The organism is Paenibacillus sp. FW101-FHT12H11, assembly GCF_058790355.1.
The window spans coordinates 81,997-108,967 of sequence record NZ_JBYTCO010000003.1; the positions used below are offsets into that span (position 1 = coordinate 81,997).

General features: G+C 51.5%; 24 protein-coding genes. 21 read left to right on the plus strand and 3 right to left on the minus strand.

Going from position 1 to position 26,971, the window contains the following annotated elements; genetic code table 11:
- The 12 genes from AC3WTJ_RS10560 to AC3WTJ_RS10615 all read left to right on the plus strand — a co-directional run bounded on the left by AC3WTJ_RS10560 (position 1) and on the right by AC3WTJ_RS10615 (position 15,737).
- Positions 1–7,221, plus strand: coding sequence for a helicase-like domain-containing protein (locus tag AC3WTJ_RS10560; protein ID WP_437348426.1), 7,221 nt, complete (start codon positions 1–3; stop codon positions 7,219–7,221).
- An 80-nt stretch (positions 7,222–7,301) separates the two neighbouring features.
- Complete coding sequence (locus AC3WTJ_RS10565) at positions 7,302–7,433, plus strand: hypothetical protein (protein WP_492521726.1); 132 nt, start codon at positions 7,302–7,304, stop codon at positions 7,431–7,433.
- 257 nt (positions 7,434–7,690) lie between these two features.
- Positions 7,691–8,638, plus strand: a complete 948-nt coding sequence (locus AC3WTJ_RS10570; protein WP_048743965.1) for a DUF3991 and TOPRIM domain-containing protein — start codon at positions 7,691–7,693, stop codon at positions 8,636–8,638.
- Positions 8,639–8,663: 25 nt separating this feature from the next.
- Positions 8,664–8,834, plus strand: a complete 171-nt coding sequence (locus AC3WTJ_RS10575) for a hypothetical protein (protein WP_492521727.1) — start codon at positions 8,664–8,666, stop codon at positions 8,832–8,834.
- A gap of 128 nt (positions 8,835–8,962) precedes the next feature.
- Positions 8,963–9,328, plus strand: coding sequence for a plasmid mobilization protein (locus AC3WTJ_RS10580; RefSeq protein WP_492521728.1), 366 nt, complete (start codon positions 8,963–8,965; stop codon positions 9,326–9,328).
- 14 nt (positions 9,329–9,342) lie between these two features.
- A complete protein-coding gene (locus tag AC3WTJ_RS10585) occupies positions 9,343–10,734 on the plus strand; it encodes a relaxase/mobilization nuclease domain-containing protein (RefSeq protein WP_021877805.1) in 1,392 nt (463 codons plus the stop codon).
- Positions 10,676–11,638, plus strand: a complete 963-nt coding sequence (locus tag AC3WTJ_RS10590; protein WP_069202417.1) for a PcfB family protein — start codon at positions 10,676–10,678, stop codon at positions 11,636–11,638. The genes AC3WTJ_RS10585 and AC3WTJ_RS10590 overlap by 59 nt, the downstream gene beginning before the upstream one ends.
- Positions 11,635–12,537: a hypothetical protein gene (locus AC3WTJ_RS10595; RefSeq protein WP_048743968.1), complete on the plus strand. Its 903-nt coding sequence runs from the start codon at positions 11,635–11,637 to the stop codon at positions 12,535–12,537. The genes AC3WTJ_RS10590 and AC3WTJ_RS10595 overlap by 4 nt, the downstream gene beginning before the upstream one ends.
- A 40-nt stretch (positions 12,538–12,577) precedes the next feature.
- Positions 12,578–12,769 (plus strand): hypothetical protein, encoded by a 192-nt coding sequence (locus AC3WTJ_RS10600; RefSeq protein WP_021877380.1) that lies wholly within the window; start codon positions 12,578–12,580, stop codon positions 12,767–12,769.
- On the plus strand, positions 12,756–14,525 hold the full coding sequence (locus AC3WTJ_RS10605) for a VirD4-like conjugal transfer protein, CD1115 family (RefSeq protein WP_048743973.1): 1,770 nt from the start codon (positions 12,756–12,758) through the stop codon (positions 14,523–14,525). Before AC3WTJ_RS10600 ends, AC3WTJ_RS10605 begins: the two co-directional genes overlap by 14 nt.
- An 11-nt stretch (positions 14,526–14,536) precedes the next feature.
- Complete coding sequence (locus AC3WTJ_RS10610) at positions 14,537–14,830, plus strand: glutamyl-tRNA amidotransferase (RefSeq protein ID WP_256715116.1); 294 nt, start codon at positions 14,537–14,539, stop codon at positions 14,828–14,830.
- 67 nt (positions 14,831–14,897) lie between these two features.
- A complete protein-coding gene (locus tag AC3WTJ_RS10615; RefSeq protein WP_228551416.1) occupies positions 14,898–15,737 on the plus strand; it encodes a VirB6/TrbL-like conjugal transfer protein, CD1112 family in 840 nt (279 codons plus the stop codon).
- A gap of 21 nt (positions 15,738–15,758) precedes the next feature.
- Here AC3WTJ_RS10615 and AC3WTJ_RS10620 read toward each other — a convergent pair whose 3' ends face one another.
- The gene (locus tag AC3WTJ_RS10620; RefSeq protein ID WP_036684668.1) at positions 15,759–16,094 is read right to left on the minus strand and encodes a helix-turn-helix domain-containing protein; all 336 of its coding nucleotides are present in this window, start codon (positions 16,092–16,094) and stop codon (positions 15,759–15,761) included.
- 164 nt (positions 16,095–16,258) lie between these two features.
- Between AC3WTJ_RS10620 and AC3WTJ_RS10625 the strand changes: the two genes are divergently transcribed.
- The 5 genes from AC3WTJ_RS10625 (at position 16,259) to AC3WTJ_RS10645 (ending at position 20,418) form a co-directional block, all read left to right on the plus strand.
- Positions 16,259–16,444, plus strand: coding sequence for a hypothetical protein (locus AC3WTJ_RS10625; RefSeq protein ID WP_021877385.1), 186 nt, complete (start codon positions 16,259–16,261; stop codon positions 16,442–16,444).
- Between the two features lie 24 nt (positions 16,445–16,468).
- Entirely contained in the window at positions 16,469–16,798 is a 330-nt protein-coding gene (locus tag AC3WTJ_RS10630) for a hypothetical protein (protein WP_021877386.1), read from the plus strand.
- A 24-nt stretch (positions 16,799–16,822) separates the two neighbouring features.
- On the plus strand, positions 16,823–17,188 hold the full coding sequence (locus tag AC3WTJ_RS10635) for a PrgI family protein (RefSeq protein WP_049867107.1): 366 nt from the start codon (positions 16,823–16,825) through the stop codon (positions 17,186–17,188).
- Positions 17,181–19,511, plus strand: coding sequence for a VirB4-like conjugal transfer ATPase, CD1110 family (locus tag AC3WTJ_RS10640; RefSeq protein ID WP_021877388.1), 2,331 nt, complete (start codon positions 17,181–17,183; stop codon positions 19,509–19,511). The genes AC3WTJ_RS10635 and AC3WTJ_RS10640 overlap by 8 nt, the downstream gene beginning before the upstream one ends.
- A 247-nt stretch (positions 19,512–19,758) precedes the next feature.
- Positions 19,759–20,418: a recombinase family protein gene (locus AC3WTJ_RS10645; RefSeq protein WP_374725868.1), complete on the plus strand. Its 660-nt coding sequence runs from the start codon at positions 19,759–19,761 to the stop codon at positions 20,416–20,418.
- A 16-nt stretch (positions 20,419–20,434) separates the two neighbouring features.
- Here the strand turns inward: AC3WTJ_RS10645 and AC3WTJ_RS10650 are convergent, their stop codons facing one another.
- On the minus strand, positions 20,435–22,111 hold the full coding sequence (locus AC3WTJ_RS10650) for a multicopper oxidase family protein (RefSeq protein WP_021877391.1): 1,677 nt from the start codon (positions 22,109–22,111) through the stop codon (positions 20,435–20,437).
- Positions 22,112–22,179: 68 nt separating this feature from the next.
- Here AC3WTJ_RS10650 and AC3WTJ_RS10655 point away from each other — a divergent pair, with 68 nt between their 5' ends.
- The 4 genes from AC3WTJ_RS10655 to AC3WTJ_RS10670 all read left to right on the plus strand — a co-directional run bounded on the left by AC3WTJ_RS10655 (position 22,180) and on the right by AC3WTJ_RS10670 (position 25,144).
- Positions 22,180–22,539 carry a DUF1259 domain-containing protein gene (locus AC3WTJ_RS10655; protein ID WP_228551418.1) on the plus strand — a complete coding sequence of 120 codons (360 nt, stop codon included), beginning with the start codon at positions 22,180–22,182 and terminating at the stop codon, positions 22,537–22,539.
- Positions 22,540–22,821: 282 nt separating this feature from the next.
- The gene (locus AC3WTJ_RS10660; protein WP_049867109.1) at positions 22,822–24,246 is read left to right on the plus strand and encodes an MFS transporter; all 1,425 of its coding nucleotides are present in this window, start codon (positions 22,822–22,824) and stop codon (positions 24,244–24,246) included.
- 102 nt (positions 24,247–24,348) lie between these two features.
- A complete protein-coding gene (locus tag AC3WTJ_RS10665; protein WP_048743981.1) occupies positions 24,349–24,687 on the plus strand; it encodes a metal-sensitive transcriptional regulator in 339 nt (112 codons plus the stop codon).
- A 127-nt stretch (positions 24,688–24,814) separates the two neighbouring features.
- Positions 24,815–25,144 (plus strand): metal-sensitive transcriptional regulator, encoded by a 330-nt coding sequence (locus AC3WTJ_RS10670; RefSeq protein ID WP_048743983.1) that lies wholly within the window; start codon positions 24,815–24,817, stop codon positions 25,142–25,144.
- A 186-nt stretch (positions 25,145–25,330) separates the two neighbouring features.
- On the opposite strand, the gene AC3WTJ_RS10675 is transcribed toward AC3WTJ_RS10670, so the two are convergent.
- The gene (locus AC3WTJ_RS10675; protein ID WP_168907279.1) at positions 25,331–26,575 is read right to left on the minus strand and encodes an IS110 family RNA-guided transposase; all 1,245 of its coding nucleotides are present in this window, start codon (positions 26,573–26,575) and stop codon (positions 25,331–25,333) included.
- Positions 26,576–26,971: the final 396 nt, after the last annotated feature.

A 26,971-nucleotide genomic window follows, 5' to 3' on the forward strand; every position in this document is an offset into this window, starting at 1 on the left:
TTGACAGCCAAGTTGCAGCGAATGTCCGAGCTTGCCGCCAGTACGGCCCATGCGGTTTCGGATCACCCCGAGCGCTGGGCCGATTTTCTGCGAACGGCAGCCTGGAACTACAAGTATCCGTTTCAAGATCAACTTTTGATTTACGCGCAGCGCCCCGATGCTACGGCCTGTGCTTCAATTGAAATCTGGAACAAGCGGTTGAACCGTTGGGTAAAGCGCGGCGCAAAAGGCATCGCGCTGATCGAGGATCGGGGCAGTCATCTGGGGCTGCGTCATGTCTTCGATGTGTCGGACACGCAGAGCCGCAGCCGACAACCCATCTCCCTATGGCGCATGGAGGAGCCGGATACGGAAGCCGTCATCGAAACGCTGGAAAATGCATTTGGCAGTGAACGAGAGCCTGGTATGGAGTTGGTTGACACGCTGTTGTCTGCTGCCCGAGACGCGGTGGAGGATCACAGCGCCGATTACGTGCGGATGCTGCTGGCCGAACGCGATAACAGCCTGCTGGAAGAACTGGATGAGCCGCATGTGGAACTGTTGTTCAGGGAAGCCGCTCAACACGCGGTCACCTTTATGGCGCTGACACGCTGCGGTCTGGAACCCTCCCGTTACATCAGCGTTGACGATCTGTCCGGTGTCGGCTATTTCAATACGCTCCCTGCGCTGTCACATTTGGGCGCGGCGATCAGCGACGTAGCTGAAACGATGCTGCGCGAGATTGAATCCACCGTTCGGGCGATGCGCCGCGATGAGCAGCGAAAAAAAGAGCGACAGGCGAGTCGTACCGTTGCAAGGCCAGAATCCTTGCCGCAAAATGAAGCTAAATTACGCGAAAGGATGATTGAGCATGGAACTGACCTACACGCCGAGCGGGGATTACCTGCTGCCCGACCTGACGCTGACCGAACCGATGAGCATCGGGAAATATGGGATGTTGCACAAGACGTTTCTCAAGGAGCAGCGGAAGGGAACCTACGCGCACCTGATGCTGTCGGAGCAACTGACCCGGCATCTGGCGGACATCGACCGGACAGCACGGGAGCAGATCAACCTGACGATGCAGGAACTGACTCGGCAGCACCCGGCCCCGGACAAGGCGACCGACCCGATGGGCTGGACGAGTCACATGAACAGCTTGAAGCAGCAAGCGGAGGAACTGATTCTCACGGAGCTGATTTATCACTAAAATGGTACGACCGGGAAACGGAGGACAGAAGTCTTCCGTTTTTTCATGACCAAGCGATCATCAACGATATGCTTCGCGCCGCGCCGCTTTCCGAGAGCAAGGCGGCTATCGAAGCCTTTTTTGATGTGAATAAGGAAGATCGGGAACGGACGCTGTATATACGCAGTCTGTTCCCTCCGGGAATCACGGAGTTAACGCTAGATGATGACATAAAGGCCGGTTTTGAGCCGTACCGCAACGTACTGCATCTTTGGACGGGATCGGCGGAGCAGCGGACGGCGCAGAGCTTTTACGATTGGTCGGTGATTGCCGGGCATTTCGCCAGCATGATGATCCTTAACGAGTTTGATCCTGTTCGTACATCGGTGCCTTCTATTCAGCAGCAGACATTATGGATGAAGCAAGCGGAGGACGAAAAAGCCTCCGCTTTTTCACTTCCTCAAGCGGCCATCGACGCTGTTCTGCAAGGTGGAAGTGGTTTTGAGAGCGGAAAGCATCGCATCGCGCTATTTTTCCAACAGTCGTTATCGGCGCAGGAAAACGCTGATTTTCTGAAACGGGAATATGGCACTGGCGGGCGCCTCCCTGCTCTGATCGGCACCGATATTCATGAAAATCACGATAGTAAGGGAATTACGGTGACACGAGGTTCTATTATGAACCCGGACGTTAAAGTAGTGTTGCCATGGATCAAGGTGCAAAAGCGAATCGGCGAGCTGCTGGCAGCGGGCCGTTATCTAAACCGCCAGGAAGAAGAACGATTGCCTGCCTATGCCGAGCAGCAGGAGGAGAAGCGCAGGCAGCGCGCGGCGGAAAAGACGGAACACAATCTGCCGCTTTCGGAAGTGCAGCCGGATGAGTCGCAGCAAATACCCAACCGGGCTCGGGCGCACTATGCGTATACTGAGGGCAGCAAAGTATTTATCGGTGCGGATGAATACGAAATTGCGCAGATGGAGCCGCGAAAGGTTGTACTGCAGGACGTTCAATTTCCGTTATTCATGCAGGAAATGAATCGCCGGGATTTCGAGCGCATGCTGCGCGAGAATCCGCTGAACGATCATCTGATTTCCGGCCAGCAGGAATCGGATTCGGAACACGCGGAATGGGATACGGAACTGGTGGACGAACCGGAGCAAGCGGCACATGATGAAGGTGAGGGATTGACTCCCTCTCCTCCTTCCGCTGCCCCCAAGCTTCGGCATGAATTGGCTCCGGTCAGCAACTACCGAATCATGGACAACGAATTGGGACATGGCGGCGCGAAAACCAAGTACAAGTGGAATGTGGAAGCGATTCGGCTGCTCGGGAAACTGGAGAAGGATAACCGTCAGGCGACAGCGGACGAACAGGCTGTGCTTGCCCGTTATGTGGGCTGGGGCGGGATTCCGCAAGCGTTTGATGATGGGAATCCGCAATGGGGACCCGAATATGCGGAGCTGCGAGATTTGCTGGACCCGGAGGAATATGCATCCGCCCGCGCCTCCACGCTAAATGCGCACTACACCTCTCCAACCGTCATCAAGGCGATGTACGATTGCCTGGAGAGAATGGGCTTTCGTAGCGGTAATATTTTGGAGCCGTCTTGCGGCATCGGCAATTTTTTCGGTCTATTGCCGGAGTCATTTCAGGACGCTCGGTTGTTTGGCGTTGAGCTGGACAGCATCACCGGGCGCATCGCGCGGCAGCTTTACCCGCAAGTATCGATTGCTGTCAGCGGCTACGAGCAAACCAGCTTGCCGGACAGCTTTTTTGACCTCGCGATTGGTAACGTCCCGTTCGGCAGCTACGGCGTGGCCGACAAAAAATACGATAAGCACAAGTTTCTGATTCACGACTATTTCTTTGCGAAGACGCTGGATAAGGTTCGTCCGGGCGGCATCATCGCCTTTATTACCTCCAAAGGAACGATGGACAAACATAACCCAACCGTCCGAAAATACATCGCGGAACGGGCCGCGCTGCTTGGCGCGGTGCGTCTGCCTAATAATGCGTTCCTGGCGAATGCCGGAACCGAAGTGACCGCCGACATTTTGTTTTTGCAAAAACGGGACCGTAAGATGGCCGTCAGCGAGCACACCGAGGAATGGCTTTCGCTCGGCGTTACGGCAGAGGATGTACCGGTGAATAGCTACTTTGCGGCCCGCCCCGAAATGGTTCTTGGTACGATGGCCTACGATGATCGGATGTACGGCAATCAACAGGAAACGACCTGTCGTCCCTACCCGGACGCTCCTTTGGACGAGCTGCTGCGTGAGGCGCTAGCGAACATCCATGCGGAGTGGTTCGACTTGGAACGGGAGGAACAGCCGGAGGAGGAGGAAGTCTCCCTGCCTGCCGACCCGTCCGTTCGTAATTTCAGCTTTGCGCTGGTCGAAGGACGCATCTATTTTCGGGAAAACAGCCGGATGCGACCGGTTGAAACATCAGCAACTGCGGCGGGCCGTATCAAGGGCATGATTCAGCTTCGGGACACGGTGCGCGAACTGATCGAATACCAAACCGAGGATTACAGCGACGAAGCGATAAGGGAGCAACAGCGCAAGCTGGATACGCAATACGAACGGTTCACAACGCAATACGGCCTGATTAACAGTCGCGCCAATAGCCTTGCCTTTTCGGATGACAGCTCGTACTTCCTTCTCTGTTCGTTGGAAGTCATAGATGAGGAAGGACGGTTGCTACGTAAGGCGGATATGTTCACGAAGCGTACCATTCGGCAACGCACCAACATAAAACAGGTGGATACGGCTTCGGAGGCGCTGGCGGTTTCCATCGGTACGAAAGCTCGCGTCGATTTGCCGTATATGGCAGAGTTGACCGGACTCGCGCAGGAACTGCTTGTGCAGGAGCTTCGCGGCGTGATCTTCCCGAATCCTGAAAATCTGGACGAAGAAGGACAACCGATATACGAAACAGCGGATGCGTATTTATCGGGCAATGTTCGTGAAAAGCTGCGCACTGCCAAACAGTTTGCGGCCTTTGACGCCGAGCGGTACGCTGAAAATGTTAAAGCGCTGGAAGCCGTGCAGCCGATGGACTTGGACGCTTCCGAGATTGATGTACGACTGGGCGCAACCTGGCTGCCGCCGGAAGTCATTCGGGCATTCATTTTCGAACTGGTGGATACGCCGTATATGTACCAAACCTCCATCAACGTGATGTATTCCGGCTACACAGCAGCCTGGAACGTTAAAGGCAAAAGCGATGATCGTAGTAACAATATTAAGGCCAATGTCACCTACGGTACGAATCGCATCAATGCGTACAAAATTCTCGAAGACACGCTGAATCTGCGGGATGTACGGATATTCGATACGGCCGTTGAAAACGGTGTGGAAAAGCGGGTGCTGAACAAGCAGGAAACGGCTATCGCGCAGCAAAAGCAGGAAGCCATGAAGGAAGCGTTTCGAGACTGGATATGGCAAGATCCGCAGCGCCGGGAGCAGCTCACGCGACTGTACAATGATCGATTTAATTCCATCCGTCCGCGCGAATATGATGGAAGTCATATCCGCTTCACCGGGATGAACCCGGAAATCCGGTTGCGGCAGCATCAGGTCAATGCGGTTGCCCGAACGCTCTACGGCGGCAATTCCCTTTTCGCCCATTGCGTCGGCGCGGGCAAAACCTTTGCGATGACCGCCGCGGCAATGGAAAGCAAGCATTTGGGCCTGTGCAACAAAAGCATGTTGGTTGTTCCTAATCATCTGACCGAGCAATGGGCTGCGGAATTTTTGATGCTCTATCCGTCCGCGAACGTACTTGTCGCCACCAAGAAGGATTTTGAAACGAAGAACCGGAAGACGTTCTGCGCACGGATTGCCACCGGCGATTACGACGCGATTATTATCGGCCACTCGCAATTTGAAAAAATTCCGATCTCGGCGGAGCGCCAGCGGCAACAGCTTTACGAGCAAATATCCGAAATCACCAGCGGCATCCGCGAGCTAAAGGAAGCCAAGGGCGAGCGGTACGCCATCAAGCAGCTTGAGAGGACAAAGAAGACGCTGCAGGTCAAGCTGGAGAAGCTGAACGACACGAGCCGTAAGGATGATGTGGTTACCTTTGAGGAACTCGGCATCGATCGATTGTTCGTCGACGAAGCAGACTCGTACAAAAATCTATTCCTTTATACGAAAATGCGCAATGTCGCCGGGCTATCGCAAACCGAAGCGCAAAAGTCATCGGACATGTTTGCCAAGTGCCGCTATTTGGATGAATTGACCGAGGGACGGGGCATTATTTTTGCCACGGGTACGCCGATCTCCAACTCCATCACCGAGATGTACACGATGCAGCGCTACTTGCAATACGAGCGGCTCCGCGGGCAAGGCTTGCAGCACTTTGATTCGTGGGCTTCAACATTTGGCGAAACAGTTACTGCCATCGAATTGGCACCGGAAGGAACGGGCTATCGCGCGAAAACGCGGTTTGCCCGTTTTTATAATTTGCCGGAGCTGATGAACGTCTTTAAGGAAGTGGCGGACATTCAGACAGCGGATATGCTCCAGCTTCCGGTTCCCAAAGCCCACTTCCACAACGTCGCTGTTCCGCCGAGCGATTTTCAGCGTGAGATGGTCGCGGATCTCGCCAGCCGCGCCGAACTGGTGCGAGCGAAGCGAGTAGAGCCGCATGAAGACAACATGCTCAAGATCACCAACGACGGACGCAAGCTGGCCCTCGATCAGCGGCTGGCAAACGCCATGCTACCCGATGACGAAGGCAGTAAAGTAAGCGCCTGCGCGGATAACGTCTTTCGGCAATGGGCCGACAGTCGGGATCAGCGGCTCGCGCAGCTGGTCTTTTGCGACCTTTCTATTCCTAAGCAGGACGGAACCTTTAATGTGTACGACGAGCTGCGGCGAAAACTGACGGAGAAAGGCGTTCCGGTTGAGGAGATCGCCTTCATTCACGACGCCAATACAGAAGTGAAGAAGAAGGAACTGTTTGCCAAGGTGCGAACGGGACAGATTCGCATATTGCTCGGATCGACGTTTAAGATGGGTGCGGGAACGAACGTTCAGACCAAGTTGATCGCGCTTCATGACCTCGATTGTCCGTGGCGACCACGCGACCTGGAGCAGCGCAGCGGGCGGATTATTCGGCAAGGCAACCAGAACAGCGAGGTTCACATCTTCCGTTATGTCACAGAGAACACGTTTGACGCTTACCTCTATCAAACGCTGGAGAACAAGCAGCGGTTTATCTCGCAGATCATGACCAGCAAATCGCCGGTTCGTTCTGCCGAGGACATTGATGAGACGGCTTTGTCCTATGCTGAAGTTAAAGCGCTGGCGACCGGAAATCCGTACATCAAGGAGAAGATGGACCTCGACATCCAGGTATCCAAGCTCAAGCTGCTCAAGGCGAATCATTTAAGCCAGCGTTATGCGCTGGAGGATCGGCTGCTCAAAATGCTGCCGCAACAGTTCAAGTCAACGGAGGAACGCATTGCTGGGTATGAGCAGGACGTGGCCTTGTTCATGCGCGCCCAAGCGTCGGAAAAGGCTAGCAGCGACGATTCCCGTTTTCCCGGTATGACCATCAAAGATTACACGTACTCGGAACGTGCTACGGCGGGCGTTGCCCTGCTGGAAGCCTGCAAGGGCATGACCTCTCCCGATCCGCAGGATGCAGGCAGTTACATGGGCTTTTCCTTATGGCTATCGTTTGATAGCTTTGCAAAGGAATACAAGGTGACGCTGCGCGGCGCTTTGGGCCATACGATTACGTTAGGACCGGATGCAGGCGGCAATATGAGTCGAATAAACAACACCTTGTCGGATTTGCCGAATAAGCTCGCCTATTGCCGTGACCAGCTCGCAACACTCAAGCAACAGATGGTAACGGCGAAGGAGCAGATCGAGGCACCGTTCAAGCAGGAGCAGGAATTGCAAACGAAGTCCGCGCGGCTCGCGGAGTTAAATGTGCTGCTGAACATGGACAAAAGGGAAAACGAAGCCGTGGACAGCGTGTCGGATGAAGAACCGGAAGCACCCGAACGGCGGGTTGCGGATCGAGAGCGATAACAGCAATGGAAAGGTATAAATCACAGGACGAAACGGACTCCGGCTTTTGGGGTCCTTTTCGCATTTCTGGAGGTACGCACATGTTGTATGCCATCCCAAGCGGCGGCGGATGCTTTTGCCCGATTCTACCGCCTATTTGTTATGGAACCGATCCGACCGAGGAGGGAGAAACCATGCCGGAATTGGAATTGATATCCAAAGGGAAGAACTGATTTGGAGACACGTATTATTACATCCGTGATTCGAACGGGGTGACCAGTCAAGTCTATGAAAGCGAGTTAGACGCATTCATGAAAAAGAAAGGCGCTTCAGAGTTGAGGGAAAGAAGAGCTTATCTGTATCCCAAAAAGAAGGGTAAGGCACGATGAACAAATGAAGCAGGATGAAAGAAAATCAGCCTTACAATTAAGAGACACGATTTTTAAAGCCCGTTGTGTCTAATTTACTTTTTTCGAGAGGAACTACGGCAATGAGCTATGTAAGCAAGGAACAAATCGAACGTGCAAAGCAATTGGACCTGCTCACCTATTTGCAATGTTTCGAGCCATACGAACTGGTGCGGTGCTCGCGCAACGCCTATTCGACCCGCTCCCACGACAGCCTTAAAATCTCCAACGGTAAATGGTTCTGGTGGTCTAGGGGGATCGGCGGTCGTTCTGCGCTGGACTACCTCATTAAAGTAAGAGGCATGTCGTTTCCCGATGCGGTGCTGCAAATTGACGGTAATCCACCCGTTCACATGGCTCCAGCTACCCCTGCCATTCAGCAGGATGGTTCAAATGCGCGGCTGGAGCTTCCCGAACCGTATGAGAATTCGAATCGCGTCATCGCTTATCTTCGCAAACGCGGCATTTCTCGCGACGTAATCGAATTCTGTCTCGACTCGGGACGTCTTTACGAAAGCCGAATGTACCATAACGCAGTATTTGTGGGATTTGATTTGAAAGGTTCCCCACGGTACGCAGCGATTCGAGGAACAACCAAAACCCGATACAGGAGCGAAGCGTCAGGTAGTGACAAACGGTATTCGTTCTCCATCCCCGCCATTGGGAACAGCTCTGAACTGCATGTATTTGAGAGTTCGATTGATCTGTTATCGTATTGTACTCTTGCCTCAATCTTTGAAAAGGACTGGCGTTTATCTCATCAATTATCACTTGGAGGGATATATGGTCCAAAAGAAAATACGTATGAAGATACGACACCGGCTGCACTCACTCATTATTTGCAAAGCTATCCAAAGGTTAATCGTCTGGTGCTTCATTTAGATAACAACGATCCGGGCCGTTCAGCGGCAAATATGATTATTCGTTTGCTTGGCACCGCTTATGCCATTTCCGACGAGCTACCTAAAGGTGAAGATGTTAACGATGAACTGGTAGCTTATCGAAAACATCGCTCTGAGCTAACGCGTTAGCGATGGGTACGGGGATCGGCTGTAAGTGAATCATGTCTTTTCGATGATGCTGAGCGATCAGCGTCTTTTTGTCGTTTCGATGCCCCTCCCCTTTTTCCCGGCAGGTGCCTTCAGGGCGACGCGAGACGAATGTCTCGTGTTGCAGCAAGCACTGAATTTGGTCTCCCAAATTCGCTTGTTAGGGGCAAGCCCCTAATACCCCTGCCTCAGCTACACGCTCTTTTAATAAGAATATAGGTTTCAACAATGATCGGTATCTTTCAGAAACAGCAGAAACCATTCAGCTATTTCGTGCGAGCCATGTCCTTTGAAGAAGGAGTGAACATGATGAGAAGACGAGCGATTCGCATTCAGGTATGGGTGAACCATGATGAAAACGCAAAGCTCCAAGCGAGTGCGAAGACATCGGGACTTTCACAGGAAGGTTATATTCGATCCCTGATTAATAGATATGTCCCGAAGGCGATGCCGCCAACGGACTATTTCGCTATGATGCGCGAGCTTCACGCCATCGGCAATAACCTTAACCAACTCGCAGCGAAGGCCCATGCGACAGGTCATCTGGATCGAGCGGCTTTTCAGCAGGAAGCAGACCACTTGCGCCGCGCCGTCCAGCAGATTCAACAAGCCGTGACCGCACCGGAACCGAGAAACGAGCTACAAGGAAATTCTAACGTACATCCACCGTAAAGGGGACAGCGCACATGGCGACAACCGCAATATGGGACGTTACCGACCGCCTCAAGCGTGTGCTGGATTACGCCACCAATCCTGATAAGACCGATCAAGCGCGTGTAGCGCATGATGATTTACAGCAGGTGCTCGCTTATACCAGCGCGGATGCCAAAACGGAAAAACAGCTTTACGTGAGCGGGATCAATTGCGATCCGCTTACCGCTTACGAGCAAATGCAGCGAACCAAACGACAATTTCAAAAGACTGATGGCATTGTGGCTTTTCACGGGTATCAGGCGTTTGCACCGGGCGAAACGACGCCGGAGGTGGCACATGCCATTGGCATCAAACTGGCGCAGGAGCTATGGGGGGAGCGCTTTGAAGTCGTTGTATCAACCCATTTGGACAAGGAGCACTTGCACAATCATTTCGTACTTAATGCGGTGTCGTTCCTGGACGGTAAACGCTACTACGATAACAAAGCCTCTTACGCGCTGATGCGGCAAACATCCGATCGACTTTGCCGGGAGCATGCCTTATCGGTCATCGAGCAGCCGGAACCGGGTAAGGCCAAGCATTACGGTGAGTGGCGAGCGGAACAGGAAAGCAAGCCGACTTGGCGCGGCTTGATACGCGAGGACATCGACGCCGCTATCGCCGCTGCCATGACGATGACGCAATTTTTCGCGATCCTTCAGAAGCAGGGTTATGAAATGAAGTCGAACGTCAAGCATTTGGCGGTACGCCCGCCGGGCAAAGAGCGGTTTGTTCGATTGCGCAGTCTTGGCGACGATTACACGGAGCATGCGATAAAAGAGCGTATTCTGCAAAACCAGTTACCGCAGCGTCAGCCACCGATGCCGTTGCCGCGGCGCAGACGAGCCGTCATCGTTCGCAGTACCCTGCATATCGGACGTAGATTTAGCGGTCTGCAAGCCTTGTATCTGCGGTACTTATTCAAGATGGGGATTCTGCCTCATTCCCGCGCGTCCCTCAAACGGACGTCTTTTTTATTGCGCGAAGACTTACGATATCTGACGGCCATCACGGAGCAAACCAAGCTGTTATGCCGTCATCGAATTTTCAATACGGATCAATTGACGGGTTATCTTGACGGGCTGCAAACGGAATTGCGACAAGGATACGGCTCCCGCAAAATGCTGTACAACCGGCTTCGCCGCTGTCAGCTTCCCGAGCAAATCGAGTCGTATAAATCGCAAATTGCCGAACTTTCCCGTCAGCTTGCGAAGCTCCGAAAGGAGGTGAGGCTTTGTACGGGCGTTCTTGCCCGATCCGACGAACTGGCAAACAAGCTGCAACGTAACGAGGAAGACCAATCGACACGAAGGGAGGCCAATGTCCATGAGCAGCGGAACCGAGGCGGCCGATCAGGTCGTCAGCATGAGTCTTCGTGGCATTGAAGTCATGGCGAAAATTTCCGGCGAAGGCGCGAAGCATCTGGCTGTTTATTTGTTCGCCGCCCTGCAAGGGCAAAAACGAACAAGAGGCCGCATTCGTTTGGAAAGCTTGCTGCGCAGCGGTAAGGAACTGAAGGTATTTGCAGTACGAAATGAAGACTTGCCGACGTTTTGCAAAGAAGCGAAGCGGTATGGTGTCCTCTATTGCGCGCTGCGTGACAAGAAAAATGTGGACGGGCTTTGCGACGTCATGGTACGGGCCGAGGATGCGTCCAAGATCAACCGAATCGTTGAACGCTTCAAGCTGGCGACCGTAGATACGGCCAGCATCAAGCAGGAGATTGTGAAATCCCGCAGCGAGAAGCAGTCGGTCGAGCGTGAAGGGGCGGCGCAACCACCGGAGCAACATGCCGGGACACCCGAAGAAGGAGCCAACGAGTCGCCAGCTTCAAATGAGGGAGCGGTAGTGAGCGAAGATTTTTTGGACGATCTGTTGGGAAAGCCCGAGCCGGCGGCGGAGGTGCAGCCGGTAAACGAGCAGCAGGGAACCGATCAACCGGCGGCCGAGGCGTGGGAGGTCGAGCGAACGGAACCGGAGCGTCCGCTTCCCCTCCCGCCGACACAGGAGGAGAGGACAACGGAACCATCCTCTCCGTCCGCGCCTACCTCCGAGCGCAGCGCGGCATACGAAAGGGTTACGATTGACCCTGAAAAGCCGAAGGAAAAAGTGTCCGTCCGCCAATTGCTGCGTGAAATTCGGGAGGAAAACCGGGCGGCAGAGAGCAGACGGCGGCAGCAGGTGCAGGAACCGTCGTTGCCTAAGCGCAGAGATCGCGGGAATTCGGCGTCCGGCAGTAAAGCATCCGTTCCGATGGCCGGGAGTCGAAAGCGAGGGAAATCGAAATGAGCGAACTGGACGAGTTATTCCAGCCCCAAGTCACGACGGCCTCCGGTCAGCGTGAGCAGCCGTTCGACAAAGAAGCGTGGGCGCAAAAAAAGCAAGAACTGCGGCAGTGGACGTATGAGACGATTGATACTGCCACAGCCGCCATTACGCAAAACGGCGAACAATTTCAGCATTATCTGGACGTACAAAGCCGTTTTGATCTCTACAGCGTCGCGAATGCGCTGCTTATTTTCGCGCAGCGCCCGGATGCCACTCGCATTGCTGATTTTGATAGCTGGAAAGAACAAGGCGTCTATATCCGTCGCAAGGAATCCGGATTTTACATCTTGGAGCCAGGCGAGGAATACAAGCGAGAAGATGGGAGTACCGCAATCAGCTACAACCCCAAGAAGATGTTCGATGTTGCGCAAACAACCGCACCGAAAAAGGAATCGCCGATCTACCCGGATGACCGCACGCGCATCAAGGCATTGATGGACCGCTCACCTGTTACGATTACGATTGGAGATGCCTTGCCTGCGGAGGTTCATGCGCTCTATCAGCCGGATACGCGAAACATCGTGATACGTCACGGGCTTGGGGCCAGTGACATTTTTCGGGCGCTCGCACAGGAGTTGGCGCATGCGGAGATTGATCGCGGCCATAACGACTACAGCCGCTCCCATTACAATTTCCAAGCTTATTGCGCTGCGTATATGCTTTGCAAAAAGTTCGGCGTCGAGACGGCTTCTTTCCGCTTCGGCCAGGTTCACGAACGGCTCAAGGAGTTGGAGCCGCAGCATATTCGCGCCGAGCTGACGGTGATGAAGGATGCGGCACACGACATTTCCCGTCGTATACACCGTATGCTGGCCCAGCAGCGACAGCAGCAACCGAATCGCAGCGATTCCATCCGCTAGTCGTGGCATGCTTTTCATTTTTCTGTTGGGAGGAGTGGCGATGAAAGAGGAAGAACGCATCCTGAGAATGGATCATTACGAGCATGGCATTGTCATCAACGCCTTGAATGCGCTCCGCAACGACTTGATCGGCCAGCAGCGGCCGACCGATCCTGTTGACGATTTACTGCTCAAAGCGATTGACGCTCCCTATCAAAAAATAAAGCGCCGGAGTCATCATGCGGCGCGCTGAAACCGCAAGGAGTAATCTTTTACTCTTTGCGGTTTTTTTTATTCCGGTCGTGTGGGCGGCGCTGCTTGCCGCCCCCGCTTTGTCAAAGGGATTACCGGCACTTCTGCTGTATCTCAGCGAGGCGATTAACAATCCCTTCCAGATTCAATGGGTCGAGGATACGCCGCGAAGCTTGTTGCTGTTCACGTTGATTTATGGGATTTCGGTCGGCATCTACTTGGCGTCCCCGCGCAACTATCGGCGGCGCGAAGAGCATGGCAGCGCACGATGGGGCAAGGCCGGACGGATAAATGCCAAGTATCGCGACAAGCAACCGGAACAAAATAAGATTCTGACGCAGCAGGTACGCATCGGCTTGGATGGCCGCAAGCATCGCCGGAACCTGAATGTTCTTGTCGTCGGCGGTTCCGGGTCCGGCAAAACGCGGTTTTACGCCAAGCCGAACGTTATGCAGGCGCATACGTCCTTTGTCGTGCTCGATCCCAAGGGCGAAATTTTGCGCGATACCGGGCATCTACTCAAGTCCGAAGGCTATGACATCAAGGTGCTGGATCTCATCAATCAACACCGTTCGCATGGCTACAATCCATTCGCCTATTTGCAAGACGACAAGGATGTTCTCAAGCTGGTCACCAATCTGATCCGCAATACGACACCGAAGGGCAGCAATACCAACGATCCCTTTTGGGAGCGATCCGAGACCGCCTTGCTGGAAGCGCTCGTGCTATACCTCCTATATGAAGCACCGCCCGAGGAGCAAAACTTCCCAATGGTCATGGAAATGATCGCGGCTGCGGAGGTGCGGGAGGAGGACGAAACGTACCAAAGCCCGCTCGATGAACTATTCGAGCGGCTGGCCATGCGCGATCCGGAACACCTTGCCGTCAAGCAGTACAACATTTTCAAGCTGGCGGCGGGCAAGACGGCCAAGTCCATTTTAATTGGCCTCGGCGTTCGATTGGAGAAGTTCAATTTGCATACGATTGCGGGGATGAGCATGGTCGACGAAATGGAATTGCCCGTTATGGGGGAGAAGAAGACGGCGATGTTTGCCGTCATTCCCGATAACGACAGCAGCTTCAACTTCATTGTCGGCATGCTCTACACGCAGCTTTTTCAATGCTTGATGTACGAGGCGGACTATCGGCATGGCGGACGCCTGCCGGTTCATGTTCACTTTGTCATGGACGAGTTCGCCAATGTAGCGCTTCCCGACGAATTTGACAAGCTGCTCTCCACGATGCGCAGCCGGGAAATTTCCGTTTCTATCATTTTGCAAAATTTAGCGCAACTCAAGGCGCTGTACAAGGATGCGTGGGAATCGATTGTGGGCAACTGCGACGAATTTTTGTACTTGGGCGGCAACGAACAGTCTACCCACAAATACGTCTCGGAGCTGCTTGGCAAGGAAACGATTGATACCAATACCTACGGCCAGAGTAAGGGGAGAAACGGCAGCTACTCGATCAACTACCAGCAATCAGGCCGCGAATTGCTCACACCAGACGAGGTGAGGTTGCTGGATAACCGCTTTTGCCTGCTCTTTATCCGTGGCGAACATCCAGTCCAGGACGACAAATATGATTTGCTCAGGCATCCTCATGTCTCGCTCACGACGGATGGTAACGGTCTTCCCTATCAGCATGGCGGCACGGAACACGCTTTGGACTGGCAATCCGTGTTCCTTCATGCAGACGGGGATTATGAACTTCTTTCGGAAGAAGAAGTAGAGTCGCTATTTTTACGAAGGGAATGATGAACTTGAAAATGAAAACGAAACGGCTGCTGGCCCTGTACATCGTGCTGATCTTAACGGGAACTGTATTCGTCTCCACTGCTTATGCAGAGGGCGATCCGATGACGACAGTCAACAACCTGTCTACTTTTATCTTCGGTTTAATCCGTGCGATTGGCATGATTATTCTCGGTTTCGGCATTGTTCAAATTGGATTGTCGCTAAAATCCCATGACCCTTCTCAGCGCGCAAACGGGTTTCTGACGCTCGCCGGAGGGGTCATTATTACGTTTACGAAGGAAATTCTTACCCTGATTGCCGGATGAGCCTGAAGCTTTGCATGAAGGGGGGCGGACGTTTCGTCTGTTCCCCGTTTACGGAAGGGGTGAGCATGTGTCAAAAAACAGTTGGGTGATCGACAACCTCGAAAATGCCTTGGATACCTGGAACGATAAGATGAATGAAATCTGGAGCCTCGTTACGCAATCGCCAGCGGATTTTAAGGGTGGGGGCGTTTGGCGTGTCATCACAGATATTCACGGTGCGTTGCAGGCGACGGGACTGGCGCTTCTGGTCTTGTTTTTTGTGATTGGCGTGGTGAAGTCGACCGGCAGTTTTGCGGAAGTGAAAAGGCCGGAGATGGCCGTCAAGCTGTTTATCCGCTTTGTGCTCGCCAAGGCGGTCGTAACCTATGGTCTGGAGTTGATGATGGCTCTCTTTACGATTGTACAGGGGATCATCTCAACGATGATGGGACGCTCCGGGTTTGGAACGACAGAGGCTATGGCCTTGCCGGATACGGTAGCGCAAGCGATTGAAGACGTTGGCTTCTGGCAAAGCATTCCGCTGTGGATCGTCACCATTCTCGGCAGTTTGTTCATTACGGTGCTATCCTTTGTGATGATCCTTTCGGTGTACGGGCGCTTTTTCCGTATCTATTTGTATACGGCAATAGCCCCCGTTCCGCTGTCCGCATTTGCGGGGGAGCCAAGCCAAAATATCGGCAAGTCGTTCCTGAAAGGATACGCGGCAGCGTGTCTGGAAGGCGCGATTATTGTACTGGCGTGTATCATTTATTCCGCCTTTGCTACCGCTCCTCCAGCCGTCGATTCTAGTGCGGGCGCGGTTACGATGGTGTGGACGTATATCGGGGAACTCATTTTCAACATGCTCGTTCTTGTCGGTACGGTGAAGATGGCAGATCGTATCGTGCGCGAAATGATGGGACTGTAATCACCTTGTGAATGATGGGAGTTATCGGATTGCGGTCAAAAATAGCTTCAATAGCGCCAGAGCATCCTTGCGCTGCTTCTCTGTGCATTGATTGAGCGCAGCCATAATCAATGCCGTTTCATCGTAAGGTGTGGCGCTCTCCTCTTGACCCAGGAGCAATTCATTAGGAGAAAGCTTGAGCAAATTGCAAATACTGAACATCGTTTCAATGGACATCCCGGCTTTACCTCGTTCAATATCGGCGCAAAATCTTGGGACCCGTCCAACTCGTTCAGCCAGTTGTTCACGAGAAATTTCCAATGCCTCTCGTTGCTTCCGAATGCGTTGCCCCACCTTCTTTTTATCGTAACCAATCATCAAGCGTCACCTCTTTACAGGGGTTGAGTTTATAACTCCCATTATGGAGGAGTACACAATTGACATAAATGAGATTAAAACTTACCATCGAAGTAGTCTTCTAACATACACCGTGTTTCATTCAAAAATGTCGGCTCTCACAATAAAAACGGGAGGATGGATAAATGAACGAATTGTTAAGAGAGCTGGAAGAGGAGCGGCGAAAGCTGAATTCGCTTGGTGAACAGTTAATAAAGCAATCCATTTCTTTATCCGGCCATCAAGCATTTCAAGAGCAAAGTCAGAAGGTCGATCAGCTAGTAGCCTGCTATCATCACATGAAAGCCAAGCAGAAGCAGCGGGTAAGGTAAAAGAGTTGTGGGGGGAAGCAGGTAATGGAAATTCCACCGTGGTTTCGAACAGCTATTCAAGGTCGATTGGACTACGTTTCTGCACGATTCGAGCATCATCCTGATCTCAAGCGTGTTCGTGCTGAAGAAAAGAAGGCTTTTCAAGTCTTGTTTGTTGGTATGGATATTGGTCGTATGCCTGAATTTGAAGCTTGGGAGGACAGACATCATTTTAAACAATCGATTATCAATGAGTGGTTATATTTGCAAGGGATGAAGGATGGCTTTCAGCTTGCTGTGGAACTATTGAGCAATCCTGTGCCATTTGATGACGACACACTGTTCAAACCTGAAAGCAACGAGCCTGAGGCGTAGACTGCTCATCCGGGAGGGATAAAAGTGGAAGTGAAAATCAACCGGGAAATCCGGGATTATACGGAAAGCTTGTTCTTCGGACTGTCCTTGCGGCAGTTCTTTTTTTCTGTTCTGGCGGTCGCAGCGGCAATTGGACTGTATTTCGGGCTGCGCAGTCATTTCGGACTGGAAACGCTCAGTTGGATGTGCATATTGGGGGCAGCTCCCTGCGCCGCGCTCGGATTTATCTGCTATCACGGTATGACGGCGGAGCAACTATTGTGGGCGTATGTGAAGTCGGAGTTTCTGATGCCAAGACGGCTTGTCTTCCGCTCGACCAACATATACTACGAAGCGCTGAAAGGAAGCCTGCACAAGTGTGAGCAAGAAAGGATGAAGCGCAATGATTAAGACGCTCAGGCGCACCATGAAGCAGGACAAGGAACGGTCTGTTATTCCCAAAAGCGTACAACAAGCGATCCCGATCCGCGCCATCTGGCCGGACGGGATTTTTGCTGTCGGCAACAAATTCTCGAAGTCGTTCCGTTTCGCGGACATCAACTACGCTGTCGCATCGAGAGAGGACAAGGAGACGATGTTCCTTTCCTACTCCGAATTGCTTAATTCTTTTGACAGCGGCGCGACGACGAAGATTACGATTCACAATCGGCGGCTGAATCAGGCAGATGTGGAACGTTCCATTCTTATTCCGCTCCAGCACGACGGGCTGGATGTGTATCGGCAGGAGTACAACGACATGTTGCTTGGCAAAGCGACGGATGGCAACACCAATGGGACGATTCAAGAGAAATACATCACCATCTCCGTGGTTAAAAAGAACGTGGATGAAGCTCGCCATTACTTCGCGCGGGTCGGCACGGAGTTGACGGCGCATTTCTCTCGTCTCGGCTCGAAATGTACCGAGCTTGATGCGACTGACCGCCTGCGCATTCTGCATGACTTCTTCCGGATTGGCGAGGAAGCCGATTTTCGCTTCGACATGCAGGAGATGATGCGCAAGGGACACGATTTCAAAGATTACATTTGCCCGGACACCTTCGAGTTTGCCAAAGATCATTTTCGGATGGGCGAATACTACGGTCGGGTCATCTTTCTGCGTGATTACGCCAGCTACATCAAGGACAGCATGGTAGCCGAACTGTGCGACTTGAACCGCAACTTGCTGCTGTCGCTCGATGTGATCCCGATTCCGACCGACGAAGCTGTCCGTGAAGTGGAGAATCGACTGCTCGGCGTGGAAACGAACATTACGAATTGGCAGCGACGGCAAAATCGCAACAACAACTTTTCTGCTGTCATCCCTTACGACATGGAGCAGCAGCGCAAAGAGAGCAAGGAATTTCTTAGCGACCTGACCACACGCGACCAGCGGATGATGTTTGGACTACTTACGATGGTGCATGTCGCGGACAGCAAAGAACAACTCGATAGCGATACGGAGACATTGCTCACTACGGCCCGCAAGCATTTGTGCCAGTTTTCCACGCTCTCCTATCAGCAAATGGACGGTTTGAACACGGTGCTGCCGTATGGGCTGCGAAAGGTTCATGCTTTGCGGACGCTCACGACTGAAAGTACGGCTGTCTTTATCCCGTTTCGAGCGCAGGAGATCATGCATCCAGACGGCATTTATTACGGCCAAAACGTCATCAGCAAAAATATGATCGTCGCCAATCGAAAGCAACTGCTTAATGGAAACAGTTTTATCCTTGGCGTATCCGGTTCCGGTAAAAGCTTCGCCGCGAAACGGGAAATCGTCAACCAGATATTGGCGAGCGATGACGACATTATTCTGATTGACCCGGAGCGGGAGTATTCCGCTCTGGTAAATGCGCTGGGTGGCGAGACGATTCATATATCTGCTACTTCGTCGAACCATATCAATGCAATGGATATGAACCGGGATTATGGCGACGGAGCCAATCCGATCATTCTTAAATCGGAATTCGTCCAGTCGTTGTGCGAGCAGTTGATCGGAGGACATCAACTTGGAGCCAAGGAGAAGTCGCTCATCGATCGCTGTACCGCCGCTGTGTACCGCAAGTATTTGCGGAGCAACTATAAGGGACAGCCGCCGACATTGCAGGATTTTCGCGCGGAGCTGCTCAAGCAAGCAGAACCGGAGGCGCAGGACATCGCGCTGGCCATTGAATTATTTACTTCCGGTAGTCTGAATACGTTCGCCCAATCGACCAACGTCAACGTCCACAATCGGCTGATTTGCTACGATATTCTCGACTTGGGCAAGCAGCTTCTTCCCATCGGCATGCTGGTCGTACTCGACAACATCTTGAATCGGATTACGCAAAATCGCGCCAGAGGCAAGAATACGTTTATCTTTATTGATGAAATCTACCTTCTGTTCCAGCACGAATATAGCGCCAACTTTCTTTTCACGCTCTGGAAGCGTGTCCGAAAGTATGGCGCTTTTTGCACAGGGATTACGCAAAATGTGGACGATCTGCTGCAAAGCCATACAGCCCGCACCATGCTCGCAAACAGTGAATTCATCGTCATGCTGAATCAGGCAAGCACCGACCGGATGGAGCTTGCCGAGTTGCTCAACATTTCGGATCTGCAACTGTCTTACATTACGAATGTTGACGCCGGGAATGGTCTGATGAAGGTCGGCAGCTCCCTCGTACCGTTTACCGACAAGTTCCCGCGGCACACGAAACTGTATGGCCTAATGACAACGAAGCCCGGAGAGTAATGGATAAACAGCAGTAGGCGGCTGATCGCAAACAGGATCAGCCGCTTAAGCACTAATATACATCTCTCATGGACTCTTCACCAGTAAATCTTGGCTGTTAGGAAACTTACAATGTTCTGCCGAGCATTCGCATTCCATAGTTTCTGTCACTTCTTTACAAAACATTAATGGGTAGTTTATCCAATTCATCATTTCAAATTGCATGCTTTTTGATACATATTTTTTTGCTCTGTTTATACGTATCAAAATGTATCGGGTATCGGCAAAAGACCAAAATCCGGAACGGCAGCTCGTCAAGTTCCGGGAGCTGGGCGTTGATGAAAGATACATATTTGTTGACAAGCAGAGCGGCAAGGATTTTGAGCGGCCGCGCTATCAGGCAATGCGTCTGATGATTAGAGAGGGCGACCTGGTTTACCTGGATGCGCTGGATCGGCTGGGCCGAGATTACGACGGCATAATTGCCGAATGGAAAGCCATTACACGAGAGATCGGCGCAGACATCGTATGTCTGGATAACGAAACGCTGTTCGATTCCAAAAAGTTCAAACAAATGGGTGATTTCGGCAAAGTCATGGAGGACCAGTTTTTAAGCCTGCTGGCATATGTGGCCGAGCAGGAACGGAAAAAGAATCGGCAGCGGCAGGCGGAAGGGATCGAAGTTGCCCGAGCGGATGGCGTAACGTTCGGGAGGCCAAGGCAGGAAATTGACGATAAGTTTATCCGGACATACCGGGAATGGAGAGCAGGGCAAATCACGGCAACCGAGGCTATGCGAAGAATTGGTATGAAAAAACCGACGTTTTACCGGCGGGTGAGGGAGTATGAGGGAGCAAATGGACAGAACAAGCAATCGCCCGTTGCTTCAAAGGACGATGCAGAGAATGGGAATCAGGGGATGGCTTGAAGCCATCCCCTGGTCATTATTCCGGTTTATTCCCTGCATTCGGGTCTGCAACAAAATTTGTCTTATAGTCTGTATATTTCAGCTCCGTTACCATGCCGGCAGAAGCATGATGCAGATCATGACAATGGAACATCCAGTTCCCTTCATTATTTGCTTCGAATGCGACAACGTATTCTTCGCCCGGCTTCAAATTCAACGTATCCTTTATGATTGGAGATCCTTCAAGCGGTTTCCCGTTCTTGCTTAGCACTTGAAAGAAGTGACCGTGCAAGTGCATCGGATGGTCGTCAGTTTTCGAGTTATTGACAAGGCGAACCTTGACGGTATCTCCTTTTTTGACGTTTATCGGTTCGGTTTCCGGAAACGTTTTTCTGTTTATGGTGTAGACCATTTCGCCGTTTTTCATTTCGGTGTTCAAATTCATCGTGTATTCCAAATTATACTTCTGATCTAACTTAAAGTTGGCTTTGCCCACTTGGCCGTAACGGCTCATATCGACAGCCGTCAGCTTCTCTGCTTCATTCGCTTTGTCGGAACCGGCGGGAGCTCCTTCATAAGCAATCGTGGCTTTCATCCCTTTAACAGCAGCTTTGTCGCCGTGGTCCTCGATCAACCATTGGCCCGGATTGCTGGCGACAAATTCAATATCGTAACGCTCTCCTGGAGCAATACTTACGACATTATCATTCAGGATACCTGGATTGTTTATAGGTTGTCCGTCGGTAGCAATAACTTTGAATTCATGTCCGTGCAAATGAATTTGATGAGACAGAAAGCCCGCATTAATCAAACGGATTCGAACTTTATCTCCTTCCTTAACAGGGAGCTGATCTACCAGCGAACCGGATTTTCCATTTATGGTATACAGATCGTACATGCTCATATCGTGTCCCATATTCATGGAACTATTATCGGTATTGGTCGACGCTTTGTTTTCGTTCCCCATATTCATCGTACTGTGATCCATGCCCGACAAATTGCCAGACATGTTCATGCTGGATTTATTGTCTTTGCCATCCGAACTGCCCATATTCATTTTGCTATGATCCATTTCCGACATGTTGCCTCCGGACATATTCATGCCGGACATTTCTCCGGAGCTCATCCATTCATCGAGGACAAGTGTATAATCACGGTCAACGTCGGTACCTTCTTTCGGTTCAACGATGAATGCCCCATATAATCCGCGATCCAATTGATTCACACTATCCTGATGGGAGTGGTACCAATAGGTGCCAGGGACATCTGCTTTAAACTCGTACGTAAACGACTGACCTGGTTGAACGGCATTTTGCGTTACGCCCGGAATGCCGTCCATAGCGTTGGGTACAGGAACGCCGTGCCAGTGAATGGTGACTGGCTCGGGCAACTGATTTTTCAGATTGACTTTTATCGTATCTCCTTGCTTAACCCGAATTTGTGGACCAGGAACGGAATTGTTGAATGTCCAAACCGGCAACGTTTTTCCAGGAGCAATTTCCTGATTGCTTTGGGAGGCAGTCAAATTAAATTCTTTTCCTGTTAATACAACGGACTTTTCTGTTTGAGTATTTGTCGTCTTCGCAGTCTCCTTTGTTCCCTCCATATTCATTTTCGAGTGATCCATTCCGCTCATCGAACCGGAACAACCAGCCAATACAACAGATAAAGCTCCGACTGCAATTATACTTTTGAGCTTCCAGCTAAGCTTCATTCATATTCATTCCTTTCTGTATCTGAACTTCCTATAGATCAATCATAGCCGAAGCCTATGTAGAACTTTTGAAGAAGCGAGAAGGAGTTCGCAGAGACAGGTTTATTTCTTTATACTTCAGTACACCGATTTGTGAAGGTAGGCATAAGCTGATAAAAAGATACGCGAGGCTTGCTCCTCATTCCATGTGGTCCTTTGAATCAATGGATTTACAAGGAAGGACCTTAAACTTGGGGGAAACGGCACTTCTTCAGGATGAAGTTTATCCGTTTACCTGGAATTTGCAAAAAAACGGAATCATGTTATCCACCTTGCATAATCACTGGTTAATGAACAATCCAAATCTAGTTTATGCGCATTATACTTCTGTTGAAGAGACGCTTTCTTTTGCAAGGAAGGTGGCAGAAGGCTACAAGGTGTTGCAGTAATTTGATAATTAATGTTCGGAATTAGGAAGATAACGTTTTCCCGGGCGCGTGAAGGAGTAGTCAGTCTTAAAAACATAGTGTTCGGAATTTTGAAGGCCGGCGAAGATATATAATTGCGAAGAGGCAACTCCTACGTTAGGGGCTGTCTTTTTTCAATTTGCGTGAACAAAAATCGCTTACAAAATCTTCTTGACAAATAGGGTAGGGGGCTATACTATTTTATCGAAGGTGGTCAGTGCACTGACCAAACCAATTCAAAATTTCAGCAAGGAGGAAATCAAAATGTCAACGCAAGCAAATGTAATTGCAGCGCCGGATGCACGAAGATGGAGAGCCTTATTTTTGCTTTGTCTCGCACAATTCATGGTGATTATGGATACATCCATTATCGGGGTGGCGCTTCCGGCTATAAAGGAAGCGCTCGGCTATTCTCAAGATAACCTGCAGTGGATATTCAACGCATATGTTATATTCCTGGGGGGCCTTATGCTCCTTGGCGGACGCCTATCTGATCTGTTTGGCCAGCGAAGAATGTTTATGCTGGGCTTTCTCATTCTTTCCATGGCGTCTTTGCTGGCCGGTCTTGCCTGGTCGGAGGCAGCGATGAATACCGGTAGAGCCCTGCAGGGGCTAGGATCGGCGTTCATTTTGCCAGCCGCGCTGACGATTGTGATGATTTTATTCAGTCATAACCCGAAAGAACTGAATAAGGCGCTCGGTTTTTGGGGAGCCTCAGCGGCAGCTGGTGGTACGGCGGGAGTGTTTCTTGGCGGTGTCATTACCGAGTGGCTCAGCTGGAACTGGACATTCCTCATCAATATCCCGGTAGGGATATTCGCATTGATTTATAGCATGAGGGTTCTTCCAGCCGGAGTTCGTCAGAAGGGGAGCGTTGATGTTATCGGCGCGCTGGCGATCACAGCGGCGCTTGTGCTCGCTGTTTATGCTATTGTTACGGCGGAGCAAGTTGGCTGGGGATCCGTTCAGACGATTACCTTGCTTCTTATTGCCGCATTGCTGTTATTCGTATTCTTTGTGATTCAAAAAGTAAAGAGAGAGCCCCTTATACCGCTTGGCATATTTGCCGCGCCGAACTTACTTGTCGGCAACATTGCTTTTGGCCTGCTGGCGGGTGCGTGGATTCCGTTATGGTTTTTCTTGAATTTGTATTTGCAGCAAGTATTGCGGTTCTCAGCATTTGCTGGCGGCGTAGCTCTTGTCCCGATGACGGTTCTAGTCATGGTTGTCATGATCGGATTAACGGGGCGTTTAGTCGGACGATTTGGTTTTAAAAGCATTCTGGTTATCGGGCTTCTTGTTCTGGCAGGCTCTCTGTTCCTGTTAGCTGGCTATACGCCGATCAACGGGAACTTTGTGGCCAATGTGCTTCCGGCATCTTTGCTGGGCGCACTGGGAATGGCGCTTGCCTTCATCCCCGGCACTATTGCTTCGATGTCAGGGGCGAAGCCAGAAGAAACGGGCCTCGCATCAGGGATCGCCAATACAAGCTATCAGATCGGTTCTGCGATTGGTCTTGCCATCATGTCTGCGGTGGCAGCCTCCTGGACAGGCGGGCAGCTTGAGCAAGGGGCAGAGCAAATTGCCGCACTGAATACCGGCTTCCATGCGGCGTTTATCGGCGCGGCAATAGCCGCAGTCGCAGGCGCGTTCATTGCGCTACTTTTCTTACGGAAACCGAAGCAATAAGAATTTGACGATGACGATTCAGCTTCGGCTGGGTCGTTTTTTGTTTTCTTTGTATAGGGTAGGGGGACTATGGTACAATAGTGAGAGAAAGGAGTGATTTGGATGGAGCAACTTACGCAAGATGATGCCCAGACGCCTACCCACGATTCATGCTGCACGAACGGACGGCAAAGTCACCATTCTGAAAAGACGAAAAACAATTTGATAAGCCGCCTCAACAGAATCGAAGGTCAGGTTCGGGGGCTTAAAGGTTTGATTGAGAAGGATACTTACTGCGACGATGTGCTAAATCAAATTTCATCGGTCCAGTCCGCATTGAACGGTGTAGGAAAACTTCTTTTGGAGCACCATATGAAGAGTTGTGTGATCGAACGTATTCAAGATGGAGAGAACGAAGTGATCGACGAGCTCCTAGTCACCATTAATAAGCTTATGAAATAAGGAATGGCCTGGGATTCGTGAGAATCCCTTTTGTTTGGATTCAAAAATAGGGTTGGGGGGTAATGTAAAATAAGTGTTGACACATATAGTATAGGGGGGTATACTATAAATCAAGGAGGTGCTGACGATGGACGTTATGGAAGTGAAGGCTGAAGAAGCATGCTGTTCGTCCGAAGATGGCCGAAGAAGTCACCATTCACTTGCCGTAAAGTCGGACCTGACCGTTCGCCTAAATCGTATTGAAGGGCAAATTCGCGGTGTGAAAGGCCTCATTGATAAAGACACTTATTGCGATCAGGTGTTAAATCAGATCGCCGCCATCCAAGCTGCACTAAACGGCGTGCGAAAAGTTCTTTTAACAGGACACCTTAAAGAGTGTGTGGTGGAGCGCATCCAACAAGGCGATGCCGAAGTCGTAGATGAGCTGCTGCAGACCATTCAAAAGCTGATGAAATAAAAACCAATAAACAGTCAAAGTCCAGCGGTATGATGTCAAGCCCCTGATCCGTTAGATCTGGAAATTTTCTTGGCTGTAAAGCGTATCAGTCACGAAAAATAGGCACATCCAATCAAACCCAGTCGAAAATCAAGCATAATTCCAGATTTTAACTGGGAAATTGCATGGACTTTAGCAAAGGAGGCGTTAATCCTTCGCGGGCGTCACCTTCCTTCGCGGCGTATAGAGTTGGCCGTTGCGTAGCAGCACATCGACCAGACGCACAAGCTTTCTTGCCGTTAAGACGAGGGCGCGTTTGTGTTGGTGCTTGGGTACTTCCTTGTATTTCTTCCGGTAGTACGCGCCGAATTCTTCATCGCGGTTCTTCACCGAGTTGGCAGCTTCAACCAGGTAATAGCGAAGGAATCGGTTGCCGGATTTGATGCGTTTCGTATCCTCGGCTTCAAACGGTCCAGATTGGTGCCTGCGCCAGGTCAGGCCTGCGTATTTGGCTACAGCGGCCTGATCGCCGAAGCGGTCGATGTCGCCAATTTCCGCGAGAATGCCGGCGGCGTACACCCGATCGATGCCCGGGATCGAACGCAAGCATTTGGCGCCAGGGATGCCGTCCAGAATCCGCTCAATGGCCTTGTCTAGGTCCTTCAGCTGGGACTGGATGCTGCGAATCGCTTGAATGGACGTGCCGAGCACCAGGTCGATGGAATCCTCGACGACTTTCCCAAGGCGGTACGAGGCGCGAGCGGCTTTCTGAATGCAGCGCGCGACATTCTCGGGGTCAGGGAAGCGATTGCGCCCCTTGTCCCGCAGATAGTCAGCTAGATCAGCGACCTCCATGGTCGCGATGTCATCGAGACTATACTTCTCGGAGAGCATCTCCATGAGCGCATGACCGAATACGGAGCTCTCCACTTCGGTGGTAAAGGCGTTGCATTTGTAGAACAGGTTTTGCAAGAAATATTGCTTCTCGCGGGTCAGGTTGTGGATCAGGTGAAACCGCATGCGCGTCAGGCGCTGGAGCGCAACGTACTGCTCCTGCATGACGACGGTGGTCGTCAGCCTGCCGAAACGAAGGCGGTCCGCGATGACCCAGGCATCGAGGCGGTCGGTCTTATCCAGATCCGAGTAAGCTTCCCTGAACTTGCTGACCAGCTTCGGATTGATGGTGAAGACTTTGGCTTTGCGCTTCTGCAGCGCGGCATCCTGATGCATGTACATCGCCGGATGCCAGCTATAGACCGATGTCGCTTCCAGACCAATATGGATCTCGGATGACACGTGCTTGTCCGCTGCAGCAACAATACGATCACGCAGATAGGATGCGCCTTCGAGATTGTTTTTTACGGTGAGCGTCTCGAGCTTGTCGCCATCCGAATTCATGAAACACGCTTCCAGTTCTTGCGAACTGACGTCAATACCGACAAACAGCTTCAAAATAGAATTCCTCCTCTCTATAGGGGATTCAGGGAATGGACGCTCCGGGATGCCTCCGGCGCACACGCAGATCAATCACCCTCGCCTATAAGAACACGCTTCGGTCCATGAGCTGCCCCGGTTTGCTAAGCCGGGCATGGGGTGTCGAAGGGAACGGCCAGCGGGTCAGAAGCTCAGACGCGTACCGGAGAAACAGACTTTGGATGTAGACGATGCTACAGGAGACAAAAGAATTTCCCCGAATGGACCCTACGTTCCATTGTCCAGAGGCATGCCGGAAAGTCCAGTCCCATTTCAATTTTCAAAGAACGAAGCACTGGGAATTTGGAAGGCGTTTTCCAGCTCCCTCGGGGGCTGGAAGCTAGCCTTCAAAAGCTTTCAAAACATACTATACGA

What these genes read in the sequence shown, in the direction of transcription:
- AC3WTJ_RS10565 (WP_492521726.1), top strand. Translation starts at nt 7,302, where the DNA reads ATGTTGTATGCCATCCCAAGCGGCGGCGGATGCTTTTGCCCGATTCTA.
- AC3WTJ_RS10570 (WP_048743965.1), top strand. Translation starts at nt 7,691, where the DNA reads ATGAGCTATGTAAGCAAGGAACAAATCGAACGTGCAAAGCAATTGGAC.
- AC3WTJ_RS10580 (WP_492521728.1), top strand. Translation starts at nt 8,963, where the DNA reads ATGATGAGAAGACGAGCGATTCGCATTCAGGTATGGGTGAACCATGAT.
- AC3WTJ_RS10585 (WP_021877805.1), top strand. Translation starts at nt 9,343, where the DNA reads ATGGCGACAACCGCAATATGGGACGTTACCGACCGCCTCAAGCGTGTG.
- AC3WTJ_RS10590 (WP_069202417.1), top strand. Translation starts at nt 10,676, where the DNA reads ATGAGCAGCGGAACCGAGGCGGCCGATCAGGTCGTCAGCATGAGTCTT.
- AC3WTJ_RS10595 (WP_048743968.1), top strand. Translation starts at nt 11,635, where the DNA reads ATGAGCGAACTGGACGAGTTATTCCAGCCCCAAGTCACGACGGCCTCC.
- AC3WTJ_RS10600 (WP_021877380.1), top strand. Translation starts at nt 12,578, where the DNA reads ATGAAAGAGGAAGAACGCATCCTGAGAATGGATCATTACGAGCATGGC.
- AC3WTJ_RS10605 (WP_048743973.1), top strand. Translation starts at nt 12,756, where the DNA reads ATGCGGCGCGCTGAAACCGCAAGGAGTAATCTTTTACTCTTTGCGGTT.
- AC3WTJ_RS10610 (WP_256715116.1), top strand. Translation starts at nt 14,537, where the DNA reads ATGAAAACGAAACGGCTGCTGGCCCTGTACATCGTGCTGATCTTAACG.
- AC3WTJ_RS10620 (WP_036684668.1), bottom strand. Translation starts at nt 16,094, where the DNA reads ATGATTGGTTACGATAAAAAGAAGGTGGGGCAACGCATTCGGAAGCAA.
- AC3WTJ_RS10625 (WP_021877385.1), top strand. Translation starts at nt 16,259, where the DNA reads ATGAACGAATTGTTAAGAGAGCTGGAAGAGGAGCGGCGAAAGCTGAAT.
- AC3WTJ_RS10630 (WP_021877386.1), top strand. Translation starts at nt 16,469, where the DNA reads ATGGAAATTCCACCGTGGTTTCGAACAGCTATTCAAGGTCGATTGGAC.
- AC3WTJ_RS10640 (WP_021877388.1), top strand. Translation starts at nt 17,181, where the DNA reads ATGATTAAGACGCTCAGGCGCACCATGAAGCAGGACAAGGAACGGTCT.
- AC3WTJ_RS10645 (WP_374725868.1), top strand. Translation starts at nt 19,759, where the DNA reads ATGTATCGGGTATCGGCAAAAGACCAAAATCCGGAACGGCAGCTCGTC.
- AC3WTJ_RS10650 (WP_021877391.1), bottom strand. Translation starts at nt 22,111, where the DNA reads ATGAAGCTTAGCTGGAAGCTCAAAAGTATAATTGCAGTCGGAGCTTTA.
- AC3WTJ_RS10660 (WP_049867109.1), top strand. Translation starts at nt 22,822, where the DNA reads ATGTCAACGCAAGCAAATGTAATTGCAGCGCCGGATGCACGAAGATGG.
- AC3WTJ_RS10665 (WP_048743981.1), top strand. Translation starts at nt 24,349, where the DNA reads ATGGAGCAACTTACGCAAGATGATGCCCAGACGCCTACCCACGATTCA.
- AC3WTJ_RS10670 (WP_048743983.1), top strand. Translation starts at nt 24,815, where the DNA reads ATGGACGTTATGGAAGTGAAGGCTGAAGAAGCATGCTGTTCGTCCGAA.